Raw genomic sequence first — 12,406 nt, 5'->3', positions numbered from 1 at the left:
GTCCTCCTTGCCGACCAGTTGACCTGTTACCCATGTCGCCGGTCTATTCTGTTACCCATGTAGCCGGTCAGGACCCCGGTGCAGCCCTCTCCCACAAGGGGAGAGGGCGCAGTAACTGGCATCGCGTTCGGGTGAGGCAGGAGTTAAGCGTGACGCAACCGCTTCTGATCGAACATCACGACGGCGTCGATTGGGTGACGCTCAATCGCCCCGAGAGCCTGAACGCGCTCGATCCCTCGCTGACCGACGCGCTGAACGTCTACTTTCAGGGCCTGCAGCGTAACCGCGACACCCGTGTCGTGGTGCTGAAGGGCGCCGGCCAGAACTTCTGCGCCGGCCTTGACCTCAAGCACGCGATGCAGCGTCGCGCCGGGCAGCAGGAGCCGCCTGGAGTCACCGAGTCCCTGGACTCGCAGCGGCGCATCGCTGATATCGTGATGCTGATGCGGCGCTGCCCGCAGCCAATCATCGCGCTGATCCAGGGCGCGGCCGCCGGTGGCGGCTTTGCGCTGGCGCTCGCTTCCGATATCCGGATTGCGGCCAAATCGGCGCGGATGAATTGCGCCTTCGTCAAACTCGGCCTCGGTGGCTGCGATATCGGCACCAGCTATTTCCTGCCGCGCCTCGTCGGCGTCTCCGTTGCGTCTGAGCTGATCCTCACCGGTCGCTTCATCGGTGCGGAGCGCGCGCTCGCGGTCGGTCTCGTCTCGGAGGTGGTCGAAGAGGGCGGGCTTGATGCGGCGGCCGAACCTTATGTCGGGGCGATGCTGACGGCGTCACCAGTGGGTCTCCGCCTCTCGAAGGAATGCCTCAACATGAGCGTCGATGCGCCTTCGCTGGAATCGGTGATCGCGATGGAGGACCGCAACCAGGTCCTGTGCAGCCGTTCGGAAGATTTTGCAGAAGGTATCAGGGCCTTTCTCGAAAAACGAAAGCCTGTGTATATCAGGCGATAGCGACAAAGATCCGCAAAGGACAAGAATTCCGGGAGACGCAAAATGGATGGGAATGCAGCCGCGGTGCTGGAAAAGCCGGGCTTTCGCAAGATCGAATGGCTGCCGCGCGACATCGCGGTCGAGCGGCGAGACGACGGCGCAATCGTCCTGAAGTCGCGCATTCCGCTCAGCCCTTACGAGACACATATACCTGCTTCGCTCGCGAAATGGGCGAAGCAAGTGCCGGACCGCACCTGGCTCGCCCAGCGCACCGGCCCCGAGCGGCAATGGCGCAACCTGTCCTACGCCGACGCCAAGCGCACGGTGGATGCGCTCACGCAAGGCTTGCTCAATCTGAAGCTCGATCCCGGTCGTCCGGTCACGATTTTATCAGGGAATTCGATTGAGCACGCGCTGATGACGCAGGCGGCGATGCAGGCGCGGCTGCCGGCGGCGCCGGTATCGCCGGCCTATTCGCTGATGAGCCAGGATCATCTCAAGCTCAAATATCTGTTCGACCTGGTCAAGCCGGCCGTGATCATGGTGCAGGACGGGCCGACCTTCGAAAAGGCGCTGCGCGCGCTTGATCTTGATGGCGTCACCGTCGTCCACGTCGCGCGCCCTTGCGACGGCATCAAGAGCGTCAGCTTCGCGGAGCTTGCGGCAACGCCCGTCACTGATGATGTCGAAACCTCGATCGCGCAGATCACGCCGCAAACGGTCGGCAAGCTATTGTTCACCTCGGGCTCGACCGGCATGCCGAAGGCCGTCATCAACACCCAGGAGATGATGTGCGCCAATGCCGCGATGATGATGCAGGTGCGGCCGCGCGATTCCAATGGTCCGCTGGCGACCTATCTCGACTGGATGCCCTGGAATCACACCATGGGCGGCAACGCGCTGTTCAACCCGGTGCTGATCGACGGCGGCACGCTCTATATCGACGACGGCCGGCCGATGCCGGGCCAGTTCGACGAGACTATCCGTAACCTGCGCGAGATCTCGCCGACCTACTACGCCAACGTCCCCGCCGGCTATGCCGCGCTGGCGGCCGCGATGGAAAAGGACGATGTGCTGTGCCGCAGCTTCTTCCGGAATCTCTCCGTGATGGCCTATGGCGGCGCGCGGCTGCCGGACGATCTCTACGACCGCATGCAGGCGCTGGCGGTGCGCTCCACCGGTGAGCGCATCGTGTTCTATACCGGATGGGGATCGACTGAGACCGCGCCGACTTCGACTGGCACCTATTGGGACACCGAGCGCGTCGGCCTGATCGGACTGCCGTTTCCTGGCGTCGAGCTGAAGATGGTGCCGTGCGGCGCGAAGTATGAATTGCGCCTGCGCGGCGTCAACGTCACGCCCGGCTATTTCGGCCAGCCCGAGCTCACCAGATCGGTGTTCGACGAGGAGGGCTTCTACTGCATCGGCGATGCCGGCGTGTTCGTCGACCCCGAGGATCCCGTGCAGGGCATCATCTTCGCCGGCCGAGTGGTCGAGGATTTCAAGCTCACGACCGGCACCTTCGTGCATGTCGGCTCGCTCCGCACCGATGCGATCGCCGCCGCAACGCCGGTGGTGCACGACGCGCTGGTGGCCGGGCAGGATCGCCCCTTCATCGGCCTGCTCGCCTGGCCCAATCTTCATGCCTGCCGGCAGATCATGGGCGATCCCAACGCAACCTTCGAAGACGCGGTGAAGCATCCGGAGGTGATCGACTGTTTCAGGCGCGGACTGGAGGCGCACAATGCTTCCGTCGCCGGCGCCAGCAGCCGGCGCATCTCGCGCGCGATGCTGATGGTCGAGCCGCCCTCGATCGACGGCAACGAACTCACCGACAAGGGCTACATCAACCAGCGCGCCGGCCTCGAGCGCCGCGCGGCGCTGGTGGAGCGGCTCTATGCTGATCAACCATGCGAAGACGTGATCGTGCTGCAATGAAGATCACCTCTCTCCCCTCGTCATTCCGGGGCGATGCGATAGCATCGAGCCCGGAATCCATTTCTCCGCTTGCGCACGCGGCGCGATGGATTCCGGGCTCGCGCTTACGCGCGCCCCGGAATGACAGTCTCTTGTCACGCATCATCAACCCGAGTGAAACGCCATGAATTTCGATTTCTCCGACGAACAGAAGCAGATGCGCGACGAGGCGCGGAAATTCCTTAGCGAGCAATGTCCGCCGAAAGCGGTGCGCACTGTGCTCGATGGCAAGGCCGCCTACGACAAGGACCTCTGGAAGGGCCTCGCCGAGATGGGTTTCCTCGGCGTTGCGATCCCCGAACAGTTCGGCGGCGCGGGCGCGGGCCATCTTGAGCTCTGCGTGATCGCGGAAGAGATGGGCCGGGCGCTGGCGCCGGTGCCGTTCTCCTCGACTGTCTATCTCGCGGCCGAAGCGTTGATGCTCGCCGGCAGCGATGCGCAGAAGCAGAAATGGCTACCGAAGATCGCCGCGGGCGAAGCCATCGGCACGCTGGCGCTGTTCGAGGGCAAAGGCAGTCCGTCGCCAAAGGCAATCAAGCTCGCTGCATCTAGCGGTGCGCTCAACGGCACCAAGAAGCCAGTGCCGGATGGGGCTATCGCTGATTTCGCGGTGGTCGCCGCGCGCACCGGCTCGACGGGACGCGATGCAGATATTTCGCTGTTCCTGGTCGACCTCAAGGGCGGCGGCGTCGATGTCAAGGAATTGACCAACATCGATCTGACCCGCGGCCAGGCCGAGATCACCTTCACCAACGCCAAGGCCGAGCCGCTCGGCGCCACCGGCGAAGGCTGGGGCATCATTACGCAAGTGCTCGACCGCGCCGCGGTGCTCTTGGCGTTCGAGCAGGTCGGGGGCGCCGACCGCGCGCTGGAGATGGGCCGCGATTACGCGCTCGATCGCATCGCCTTCGGCCGCCCGATCGGCTCGTTCCAGGCGGTCAAGCACATCCTCGCCGACATGTATGTCTCGGCAACCTTGGCGCGCTCCAATTGCTATTACGGCGCCTGGGCGCTCTCGACCAATGCCGCGGAGTTGCCGGAAGCGGCCGCCGCCGCGCGGATCAGCGCGACGCAGGCGTTCCAGCATTGCGCCAAGAACAACATCCAGGTCCATGGCGGCATGGGTTTCACCTGGGAGTTCGACTGCCACATGTACTACCGCCGCGCCAATGCTACTGCGCTCGGCCTCGGCAGCCTCTCTTATTGGGAGGATGCCCTGATCGACCGCATGCGCAAGAAGAACGCGGCGTAAATTCTTGCTCGTCATTCCGGGGCGCGCGAAGCGCGAACCCGGAATCTCGACGTAACTAACCTCTGGATTCCGGATCGATCCGCGAAGCGCGGATCGTCCGGAATGACGGGTCAAAAAAGGACGACGTCCATGAACTTCGACGACACCCCGCAGGAAGCTGCGTTCCGCGCCGAGGCAAGAGCCTGGATCGCGGCGAACGCGCCGAAGCAATATGAGGACGAGCTGCGCAAATCCTCGCTCGGCCGCACCCAGCTCAAGAATGCCAACATCCTCGAGGTCGCAAAGGCCTGGCAGAAGAAGAAGGCGGATGCCGGCTGGGCCTGCCTGCACTGGCCGAAGGAATATGGCGGCCGCGGCGCCTCGCCGATCGAGCGCGTGATCTGGCAGCAGGAGGAGGGGCCGTTCGGCAGGCTCTCCGCCATGTTCATCATCGGCCACGGCATGTGCGGCCCGACCATGATGGCATTCGCTCGCGAGGAACATAAGCGCCACTATCTGCCGCCGCTGGCCTCTGGCGAAAAGATCTGGTGCCAGCTTTTCTCCGAACCCGCCGGCGGCTCCGACGTCGCGGGGCTTCGTACCCGGGCGGAAAAGAAGGGCGACGACTGGATCATCAATGGCCAGAAGATCTGGACCTCAGGCGCGCACTATTCCGACTACGGCATCCTGCTGACCCGCACTGATCCGACCGTGCCCAAGCACAAGGGCCTGACGATGTTCTTCCTGGACATGAAGAGCCCTGGTGTCGAAGTGCGGCCGATCAAGCAGGCGAGCGGGCAGTCCGACTTCAACGAGGTCTATTTCACCGACGTCAGGATTCCCGATCATCAGCGGCTCGGCGAGATCAATGACGGCTGGAACGTCTCGCTGACCACGCTGATGAATGAGCGCATGTCGATCGGCGCCGGTGTCGCGACTGGTTTCCCTGAGCTGTTCGAGTTCTGCAATAACCTGATGCTGGAGGATGGCCCCGCGATCGAAGACCGCAGCGTTCGCTCGCGGCTTGCCAACTATGCGGTCAAGGCGAGCGGGCTGAAATACACCAGCATGCGCGCGATCTCGGCGCTGTCGAAGGGCGAGCGGCCGGGTCCGGAGAATTCCATCGGCAAGCTGGTGGCGGGATCGATGATCCAGGAAGTCGCGATGTACGCGCTCGACCTGCAGGGCGCCGCCGGCGTCGTGAGCGGGCCGGAGGATGCCGAGCTCGCCGGCAAATTCCAGGCGATGCTGCTGCGCGCGCCCGGCACCCGCGTCGAAGGGGGCACCGACGAGATCATGCGCAACATCATCGCCGAACGCGTGCTGGGATTGCCCGGCGACATCAGGGTCGACAAGGACGTGCCGTTCAACCAGATCCCGACCAAGGGAAGAGCCTAGCCGTCATTCCGGGGCGCCGCGCAGCGGCGAACCCGGAATCCGGAGGTTGTGGGTCGAGATTCTCCGATGTGCAATTGCGCATCATAGTTCACGCTTCGCGTGCCCCGGAATGACAAGAACAAAGGAAGCGCCAATGAATTTCGACGACACCCCGCAGGAAGCCGCCTTCCGCGCCGAGGCGCGCAAATGGGTCGAGGCCAATGCGCCCAAGGAATATGAGGCGGAACTGTCGAAATCCTCGCTCGGCCGCATTCGGCTGGAGAAGGCCGAGATCGTCGACGTCGGCAAGGCCTGGCAGAAGAAGAAGGCGGAGGCCGGCTGGGCCTGCCTGCACTGGCCGAAGGAATATGGCGGCCGCGGCGCGACCCCGATCGAGCGCGTGATCTGGCAGCAGGAAGAGGGCATCTACGGCAAATTGACCCAGCCGTTCCAGATCGGCGAGGGCATGTGCGGGCCGACCGTGATGGCCTATGGCAGCGAGGAGCATAAGCGCCGCTATCTGCCGAAGCTTGCGTCGGGCGAAGAGATCTGGTGCCAGCTCTTCTCCGAACCGGCCGGCGGCTCCGACGTCGCAGGGCTTCGCACGCGCGCGGAAAAGCAGGGCGACAACTGGATCATCAACGGCCAGAAGATCTGGACCTCCGGCGCGCATTATTCCGATTACGGGCTTTTGATCACGCGCACCGATCCCAACGTGCCAAAGCACAAGGGGCTCACCATGTTCTTCCTGGACATGAAGAGCAAAGGCGTCGAAGTGCGCCCGATCAAGCAGGCCAACGGCATGCAGGAGTTCAACGAGGTCTATTTCACCGATGTGGTGATCCCGGACAGCCAGCGGCTTGGCGCAGTCGGCGACGGCTGGAACGTCTCGCTGACCACCTTGATGAACGAACGCATGTCAATCGGCGCGCGACTTGCGACCGGCTTCCCCGAAATGTTCGAGTTCTGCGCGAATTTGATGACGGACGACGGGCTCGCGATCGACGATCCCGCCGTGCGCTCGAAGCTCGCCAGCTGGGCTGTGAAGGCGAGCGGGCTGAAATACACCAGCTACCGCGCGATCTCCTCGCTCTCCAAGGGCGAGCGTCCCGGGCCGGAGAACTCGATCGGCAAGCTCGTCGCGGGCTCGATGCTGCAGGACATCGCGACTTACGCGATGGATCTGGAAGGCGCCGCCGGCGCGCTCACGGGCGCTTCGGAGGAAGTCGCGAACGGCCAGTTCCAGCAGATGCTGCTCACCTCGCCATCGATGCGGATCGCCGGCGGCACCGATGAAATCCTCCGCAACATCATCGCTGAACGCGTGCTTGGCCTGCCCGGCGATATCCGCGTCGACAAGGACGTGCCGTTCAACAAGATCCCAACCAAAGGACGCTGACCATGGATGAGAAAACGCCGAGCCCGCGTTACACGACCGAAGATCGCATCGGCGTGCTCGAGGAGCTGCTGAACGAGCGCTACTCCGTGCGCGCCTTCCTGCCGCGCGAAGTGCCGCGGGAGATCATCGAGCATGTGCTCAACGTGGCGCAGCGCACCGCGTCCTGGTGCAACAGCCAGCCCTGGCAGGTCCTGATCGCGAGCGGCGAGGCCAAGGAACGCTTCCGCAAATTGATCTATGCCGAGGCGGCTTCCGGCACCAAGGACGACCATGACTTCGCGCCGCCGCGCGAATATGTCGGGGTTTATCTGGAGCGGCGCCGCGAAAGCGGCTTCCAGCTCTACAACACGCTCGGCATTATCAGAGGCGACAAGGCCGCGTACGCAAAGCAGGCGCTGGAGAACTACAATTTCTTCGGCGCGCCGCATGTCGCTGTTATCCACACCAACGAGCCGCTCGGCATTTATGGTGCGATCGATTGCGGCGCCTATGTCTCTAATTTCATGCTGGCCGCCCAAGCGCTCGGGCTCGGCACCATCCCGCAGGCCGCGCTCGCCCGCCATTCCGGCCTGATCCGCCGTCACTTCAATCTGCCCGACGACCGCCGCGTCGTCTGCGGCATCTCCTTCGGCTACGCCGATCATGGCCACAAGGTGAACAGCTATCGGACCTCAAGGGCGACCGTTGCGGATGCCGTGACGTTCTTGGACGAGTAATCCGTCGACGCAGGTGATCGGGCGACCGATCAGCGGGTGCGCGGTGGAATTTTCGGCAGCTTGTCAGGGTCGAATTTTGGTGTCGGCCCGACCGGCTCCGGTGCGGGCGGCTGTGGTTCGCTGAGAATCAGCGTTCCTTCAAGGAGTACCCCAGGCACCTGCTCCGCGGTCGCTGTGTAACGCCCCAACTTGTCGGCGCACGTTCCTTCAAGCCGAAGCGTAAGGTCATCGGCGCCGAAGACGGTTGCATGTCCTTCGGTGTGTCTCTTGACCGATAATGTGGCGGTGAAGCGATCCCCGTCGATTTCGCAGGAGCCGCTATAGGTCGTGATGCTGTCATGACCCCAGATCCTGCCGTCTTCGACATGGGCGATGCCGGTGCCTTGGCCCAGCGGGGTCTTGAACCACGCCGCATAGGTACCGTTTCTGAGCATGGAGGAACTTTCTCCCTCGGTGTTCACAAGTGCCCCAGCAGGGATCATCGACATGGCTAGCGCTAAAACTTGGTTAACCTCCTGCTCCGGGCGAATCCGGTGAAGGAGCTGCGCACCGGACGTCAGGTGTGGTGACCAAGCAGTTCCGCGATCACCTCCTCGGAGAACGTCTTCTTGACCCCCGCGATCAAGACATGTTCGGAATCTCCGGGAATTGGCACAGCGCGCGGCAGGCCATGTTCAAGCAGTGCCCGGGCGCAGCCGACCCAGTCACCGCCCTCGACCGGCTGGTTGCAGGACGCCCATGACAGCGAGCCGCAGACATGATCGCCAAAGCGCCGTGCTCTTCCGTCCATTTCGCTCCGTGTTCGAGCAGGAAGCGCGTCAATTCCGCATCACCACGGAAGACGGCGAGATTGAGTGCGGATGCATTCCAGTCGCCGCCGCGCACGGAGATTGGCCAGCCGAGCCGGACCATGAGTCGTGCGCCTTCGCTTCCGCCTTCCGCCACGATGTCCGGTAGCAATCGCAGTTGCGCCTCGGGCAGTGACGCAGGCAGGTCGGGACGCCTTGCGCCGATCGCGCGGGCTTCGCGCTCGTCGCCGCGCGCGCAAGCCGCCACGAAACGCTCTTCGTCGGAGATCGGCTGCGCGCTGATGCGGCCGCGCAGCAGTTCGGCGACCTCCACAAGCCCAAACTGCAGCGCCAGCCTGTAGGCATCGACGCCGGCTGGGGTCATCCTCGATGGGTCGGCGCCCGCCTCCAGCAGGGCCTCGACGTGCTGGATCGAGCGCCTGCGCCTGATCGCCCACAATAGTGGCGATCCCCAATCACTCAGCGGCGGATTTCGCGCTGGCTCGTTTGGATCGCCGCCATGCTGCAGTAGCAGCTTGAGCGGCGCCGCATCTTCGAGGTCGAGCGATCTGTAGATCGCGTTCGTCTCTGCGATGCGAGCGCCATGCTCCAGCAAGAGGCGGGGTGCAATCGGGATTCTCGAGCGAGTGGTAGAGCGATTCGCCGTCGTTCGGGTCGGCGCCGGCTTCGAGCAGCAGCTTCGTCAGCGCGGCATCGCGGTTGGTTCCGGCGGCGCCATAGAGCGTTGACAAGGGACAGCGCTCGTCCGGATTGCTCAAAGAACCCGGCGGCCAGCGGCTGTAGATCCGCTGATTGACGTCCGCGCCCGCAGCGATCAGAAATTTCGCGCTCTCGTGCAGCCGTTCGCGAAATTCAGCTACGCGAAGCAGCGCCGAATGAACGACTGCGAACAGCGGCGGCAATCGGAGCGGGCCGCCGGGACGGTTGAGCCAGGAGGGATCGGCCTGCGTGGCTAGTCGCAGCGCATTTTCATCGCCAATCGCGCATGACAGATAGGGATCGCCGGCTGCGAGGTCGGGGCTTTCGGCGCGGATCCGGAGCGCGACGCGTGGATTGGCGGCATTCATGCTGCCACTGACGTCGCCGGAGTAGATCAGCCCAAGCCAATGCAGGACGCGGTCGGCGCGCTCGTTCGGCGAATCGGGTTGCACTTCCACATACCTCTCGAGATCGGCCAGCCGGCGGTCAGAATTTCGCCGGCCGTTTCTCGGCGCGCGCCTTGATGCCTTCCTTGATCTCCGTTCCGCGCAGGCTCTCGCGATGACGGGCGTCGGCGGCTTCCTTGTCGAACTCGCCGTGAGCGAACTCATTGATGGCGCGCTTCATGCCGGCCATGGCGCGAGGTGCATTGGCGGCGAGCAGGCTCGCGAGCCGGTCGACCTCCTGGTCCAGCTCGCTCTCGGGCACCATGGCGGTGAGATAGCCGATCTGCAGCATCTCCGGCGCGCCGATCTTCCGTCCCGTCAGGAACAGCATCTTGGCATTGTTGACGCCAAGCCGCGACACGTAACGCCTGATCCCGCTCGGGTAATAATGCAGGCCGAGCTTTGCGGCCGGCATGAACATCTCCGCGGTGTCGACGCCGATGCGGAAATCGCAGGCGAGCGCCAGATCGGTCGAGCCGCCATAGACGCCGCCGTTGAGCCGGCAGATCGTGGGCACGTGCAGATCTTCGAGCCGGTTTGCCACGCCCTCGAACGCGGAACCCGTGCTCGGCTCGTCGCCGGCAGCGCCAGCGCGCGCCGCCACCGAATTGAGATCGTAGCCGGCGGAAAAGGCGCGGCCAGTGCCGGTCAGTACCAGCACGCGGACGGCGGGATCTGCCTCGACGCGGTCGAACAGTCTCACCAGCTCGACGAGATCTTCCGCCTGCAGCCGGTTCATGTGCTTCGGACGGTTGAGGCGGATGGTGGCGCGAGGGCCCGAAATCTCGAGCTGCGGCGGGGGTGCGGTCTCTGCCGCGTCAGACATGGTTCGCTCCATTGTTGGTTCTCCAGCTCGCGCCGGTTTGGCGTCGGTCTTGGCGTCGACGTCGCGGCGAGTCCGGGCCTGTTGGCTGCTTCGCGGACGTGCTAATCCACACCGGTTGCCGGAAGGTGCCTTTCCTTGCCCAGCCCGTCAATGACGACTGGCAAATGGCTGCATTCCACCTCGGTCTCACCCGTCTGGGCATGCCAGGCGCCCTGGCCGGCGCCTGATTGGCCTGACAAAGTCGTGAGATTCGCGAACAAAAGAGCGACATTTCCCGTATATCAGGGAGAGGCTGCCGTGCGGGGCGGCCCCGGATTATGAAATCGCGGCGACATTCAATGCTTAGAAATTGGTTGGTTTCCTATGGATACCTCACATCTTGTTCAGCACGCAGGGACTGCCGGCACCTTGTTCGCGTCGATCTTCGTGATCGCGACCACCACGATGCGGACAATGATTCCCTTGCGCGTTTTCGGCATTCTCGCAAACATTGTCCTGATCATCACGGCCATCCCGATCCATAATTATCTGGTCATTCTGGTCCAGATAGTCATGCTGCTGGTCAATACCTATCGCCTGCACCAGATGCTGCAGCTCGTCCGCGACGTCAGGAAATCCGTCAACAGCGATCTCTCGATGGAATGGCTGAAGCCGTTCATGACCGAGCGCAAATGCGGCGCTGGCGAAGTCCTGTTCTACAAGGACGAGAAGGCCGACAGCATGTTCTACATCGTCAGCGGCCGCTTCCGCCTGGTCGAGTCCGGAATCGAGCTGCCGGTCGGCGCCATTGTCGGCGAGCTCGGCATGCTGTCACCGTCCAACGTCCGCACGCAAACGCTGGAATGCGTCCAGGGCGGCGTCATCCTGTCGGTGAGCTACGACCAGGTCGAGCAGCTCTATGTGCAGAACCCGGCCTTCGGCTTCTACTTCCTCAGGCTTGCCAGCGCCCGGCTGTTCCAGAATATCGATACGCTGGAGCAGCGGCTGGCCCAGCAGGTGGCGGCGGTAGAGCCGAAGCCGGCATGACGAGCGAGAGTGCAACCGTGGCGGACGACGGCATCCTGTCCTCGTTGCGTTATCTGTTCGCCGATTTCCTCGGCGATGAGGACAGTACACCGCCGGTGCTCCCCGAGGGATTGCCGGAGAACGTCGCAGCCGTCGCGAGCGATGCCATCCAGCTGCTGATCGACTATCAGAGCACGGGCTATGCCCAGCTCTATGTCGACCGCTTGCGACGCTTCGTCGGCAGGCGCGACGTCGACGAGGCAATGCTCGCCGAGATCGCGCAGTTGATGATGCAGCGCATGGCCTATGAGGATCCGATCCGGATCGCGCGATTGAAACTGCTCGAGCTTGAGGGGAAGGGTGCGCAGGCCGGATCGGTGGATATCAGGAGATTCCGGTTCGACGAACTGGTTGATGCTCTGCCAGCCGCGGTCGCCGAGCCGGTGCTCGATATCCTGGAGTGGCTGGGCTGGGCACGAAGGACGGTCAAGGTCAAATTCTCCACCAGGAACCGCTTCAGCGTCCGCCGCCTGAAGCTTGAGGCTGGCCTCAAGCGCTGGCGCTTGTTCTCGATTCGCTACGCCAAGGAGCGGGTCTGGGTAGAGCGCTGGCTGCACATGATCAACCGCAGCCTGACCAAGCAACCGGCCGCAGCCCTCGCCGTCATCCGGACGGCAACGATGATCGAAGGCTATGGCGCGAGCTACCGCCACGGGCTCGCCGACTGGCACACGATCATCGACGACCTTGCCAAACCGACCTTTGATGGCGTGCTCGCCTTGCCTGATCTCGCCGGGGCCATTGCAGAGGCACGCGCGGCAGCGATGCCCGATCCGCGGCAGGCGGCGTTGAAGCGCAAGATCGCGGAAATCCGCGCCCGAGTGCCTGCCGGAGCCAGTGCCGCGGCCGGCTAGCATTACAGTTGTAATTGACTGAGGATTCTGAATCCATGGGCAACCATGATTCGAAGATCGTGGACGCAGGCA

General features: G+C 63.6%; 12 protein-coding genes. 8 read left to right on the top strand and 4 right to left on the bottom strand.

Annotated features, from left to right (window positions below; translation table 11 throughout):
* Nucleotides 1-149 precede the first annotated feature (149 nt).
* The 6 genes from AAFX91_RS31920 to AAFX91_RS31895 all read left to right on the top strand — a co-directional run bounded on the left by AAFX91_RS31920 (nt 150) and on the right by AAFX91_RS31895 (nt 7,635).
* Nucleotides 150-956, top strand: a complete 807-nt coding sequence (locus AAFX91_RS31920) for an enoyl-CoA hydratase/isomerase family protein (protein ID WP_394569245.1) — start codon at nt 150-152, stop codon at nt 954-956.
* A gap of 42 nt (nt 957-998) precedes the next feature.
* Nucleotides 999-2,873, top strand: coding sequence for an AMP-binding protein (locus tag AAFX91_RS31915; RefSeq protein ID WP_394569244.1), 1,875 nt, complete (start codon nt 999-1,001; stop codon nt 2,871-2,873).
* Between the two features lie 163 nt (nt 2,874-3,036).
* Nucleotides 3,037-4,164, top strand: a complete 1,128-nt coding sequence (locus tag AAFX91_RS31910; protein ID WP_130580867.1) for an acyl-CoA dehydrogenase family protein — start codon at nt 3,037-3,039, stop codon at nt 4,162-4,164.
* Between the two features lie 129 nt (nt 4,165-4,293).
* Entirely contained in the window at nt 4,294-5,541 is a 1,248-nt protein-coding gene (locus AAFX91_RS31905) for an acyl-CoA dehydrogenase (RefSeq protein WP_394569243.1), read from the top strand.
* Nucleotides 5,542-5,674: 133 nt separating this feature from the next.
* Nucleotides 5,675-6,919: an acyl-CoA dehydrogenase gene (locus AAFX91_RS31900; protein ID WP_394569242.1), complete on the top strand. Its 1,245-nt coding sequence runs from the start codon at nt 5,675-5,677 to the stop codon at nt 6,917-6,919.
* A gap of 2 nt (nt 6,920-6,921) precedes the next feature.
* Nucleotides 6,922-7,635 (top strand): nitroreductase, encoded by a 714-nt coding sequence (locus tag AAFX91_RS31895; protein WP_394569241.1) that lies wholly within the window; start codon nt 6,922-6,924, stop codon nt 7,633-7,635.
* A gap of 29 nt (nt 7,636-7,664) precedes the next feature.
* Here the strand turns inward: AAFX91_RS31895 and AAFX91_RS31890 are convergent, their stop codons facing one another.
* The 4 genes from AAFX91_RS31890 to AAFX91_RS31875 form a co-directional block, all read right to left on the bottom strand.
* Nucleotides 7,665-8,069: a hypothetical protein gene (locus AAFX91_RS31890; protein WP_130580881.1), complete on the bottom strand. Its 405-nt coding sequence runs from the start codon at nt 8,067-8,069 to the stop codon at nt 7,665-7,667.
* 187 nt (nt 8,070-8,256) lie between these two features.
* Entirely contained in the window at nt 8,257-8,883 is a 627-nt protein-coding gene (locus tag AAFX91_RS31885) for a hypothetical protein (RefSeq protein WP_394569240.1), read from the bottom strand.
* Between the two features lie 16 nt (nt 8,884-8,899).
* Nucleotides 8,900-9,601 (bottom strand): hypothetical protein, encoded by a 702-nt coding sequence (locus AAFX91_RS31880; protein WP_394569239.1) that lies wholly within the window; start codon nt 9,599-9,601, stop codon nt 8,900-8,902.
* 28 nt (nt 9,602-9,629) lie between these two features.
* Complete coding sequence (locus AAFX91_RS31875) at nt 9,630-10,415, bottom strand: enoyl-CoA hydratase/isomerase family protein (protein ID WP_394569238.1); 786 nt, start codon at nt 10,413-10,415, stop codon at nt 9,630-9,632.
* Nucleotides 10,416-10,778: 363 nt separating this feature from the next.
* Between AAFX91_RS31875 and AAFX91_RS31870 the strand changes: the two genes are divergently transcribed.
* Nucleotides 10,779-11,441: a Crp/Fnr family transcriptional regulator gene (locus tag AAFX91_RS31870; protein WP_130580873.1), complete on the top strand. Its 663-nt coding sequence runs from the start codon at nt 10,779-10,781 to the stop codon at nt 11,439-11,441.
* On the top strand, nt 11,438-12,334 hold the full coding sequence (locus tag AAFX91_RS31865) for a DUF6537 domain-containing protein (protein WP_394569237.1): 897 nt from the start codon (nt 11,438-11,440) through the stop codon (nt 12,332-12,334). The genes AAFX91_RS31870 and AAFX91_RS31865 overlap by 4 nt, the downstream gene beginning before the upstream one ends.
* The last annotated feature ends 72 nt before the right edge of the window (nt 12,335-12,406 follow it).

The sequence above is a fragment of the Bradyrhizobium sp. 31Argb genome, assembly GCF_043638955.1.
Lineage (GTDB): Bacteria > Pseudomonadota > Alphaproteobacteria > Rhizobiales > Xanthobacteraceae > Bradyrhizobium.
Note: the sequence above shows the minus strand (reverse complement) of the source record. Positions and strands in the feature narration are given on the sequence as shown.

Bases quoted from the DNA above. Each gene is read 5' to 3' on its own strand.
- AAFX91_RS31915 (WP_394569244.1), top strand. From the start codon at position 999: ATGGATGGGAATGCAGCCGCGGTGCTGGAAAAGCCGGGCTTTCGCAAG.
- AAFX91_RS31910 (WP_130580867.1), top strand. From the start codon at position 3,037: ATGAATTTCGATTTCTCCGACGAACAGAAGCAGATGCGCGACGAGGCG.
- AAFX91_RS31905 (WP_394569243.1), top strand. From the start codon at position 4,294: ATGAACTTCGACGACACCCCGCAGGAAGCTGCGTTCCGCGCCGAGGCA.
- AAFX91_RS31900 (WP_394569242.1), top strand. From the start codon at position 5,675: ATGAATTTCGACGACACCCCGCAGGAAGCCGCCTTCCGCGCCGAGGCG.
- AAFX91_RS31895 (WP_394569241.1), top strand. From the start codon at position 6,922: ATGGATGAGAAAACGCCGAGCCCGCGTTACACGACCGAAGATCGCATC.
- AAFX91_RS31890 (WP_130580881.1), bottom strand. From the start codon at position 8,069: ATGCTCAGAAACGGTACCTATGCGGCGTGGTTCAAGACCCCGCTGGGC.
- AAFX91_RS31875 (WP_394569238.1), bottom strand. From the start codon at position 10,415: ATGTCTGACGCGGCAGAGACCGCACCCCCGCCGCAGCTCGAGATTTCG.
- AAFX91_RS31870 (WP_130580873.1), top strand. From the start codon at position 10,779: ATGGATACCTCACATCTTGTTCAGCACGCAGGGACTGCCGGCACCTTG.
- AAFX91_RS31865 (WP_394569237.1), top strand. From the start codon at position 11,438: ATGACGAGCGAGAGTGCAACCGTGGCGGACGACGGCATCCTGTCCTCG.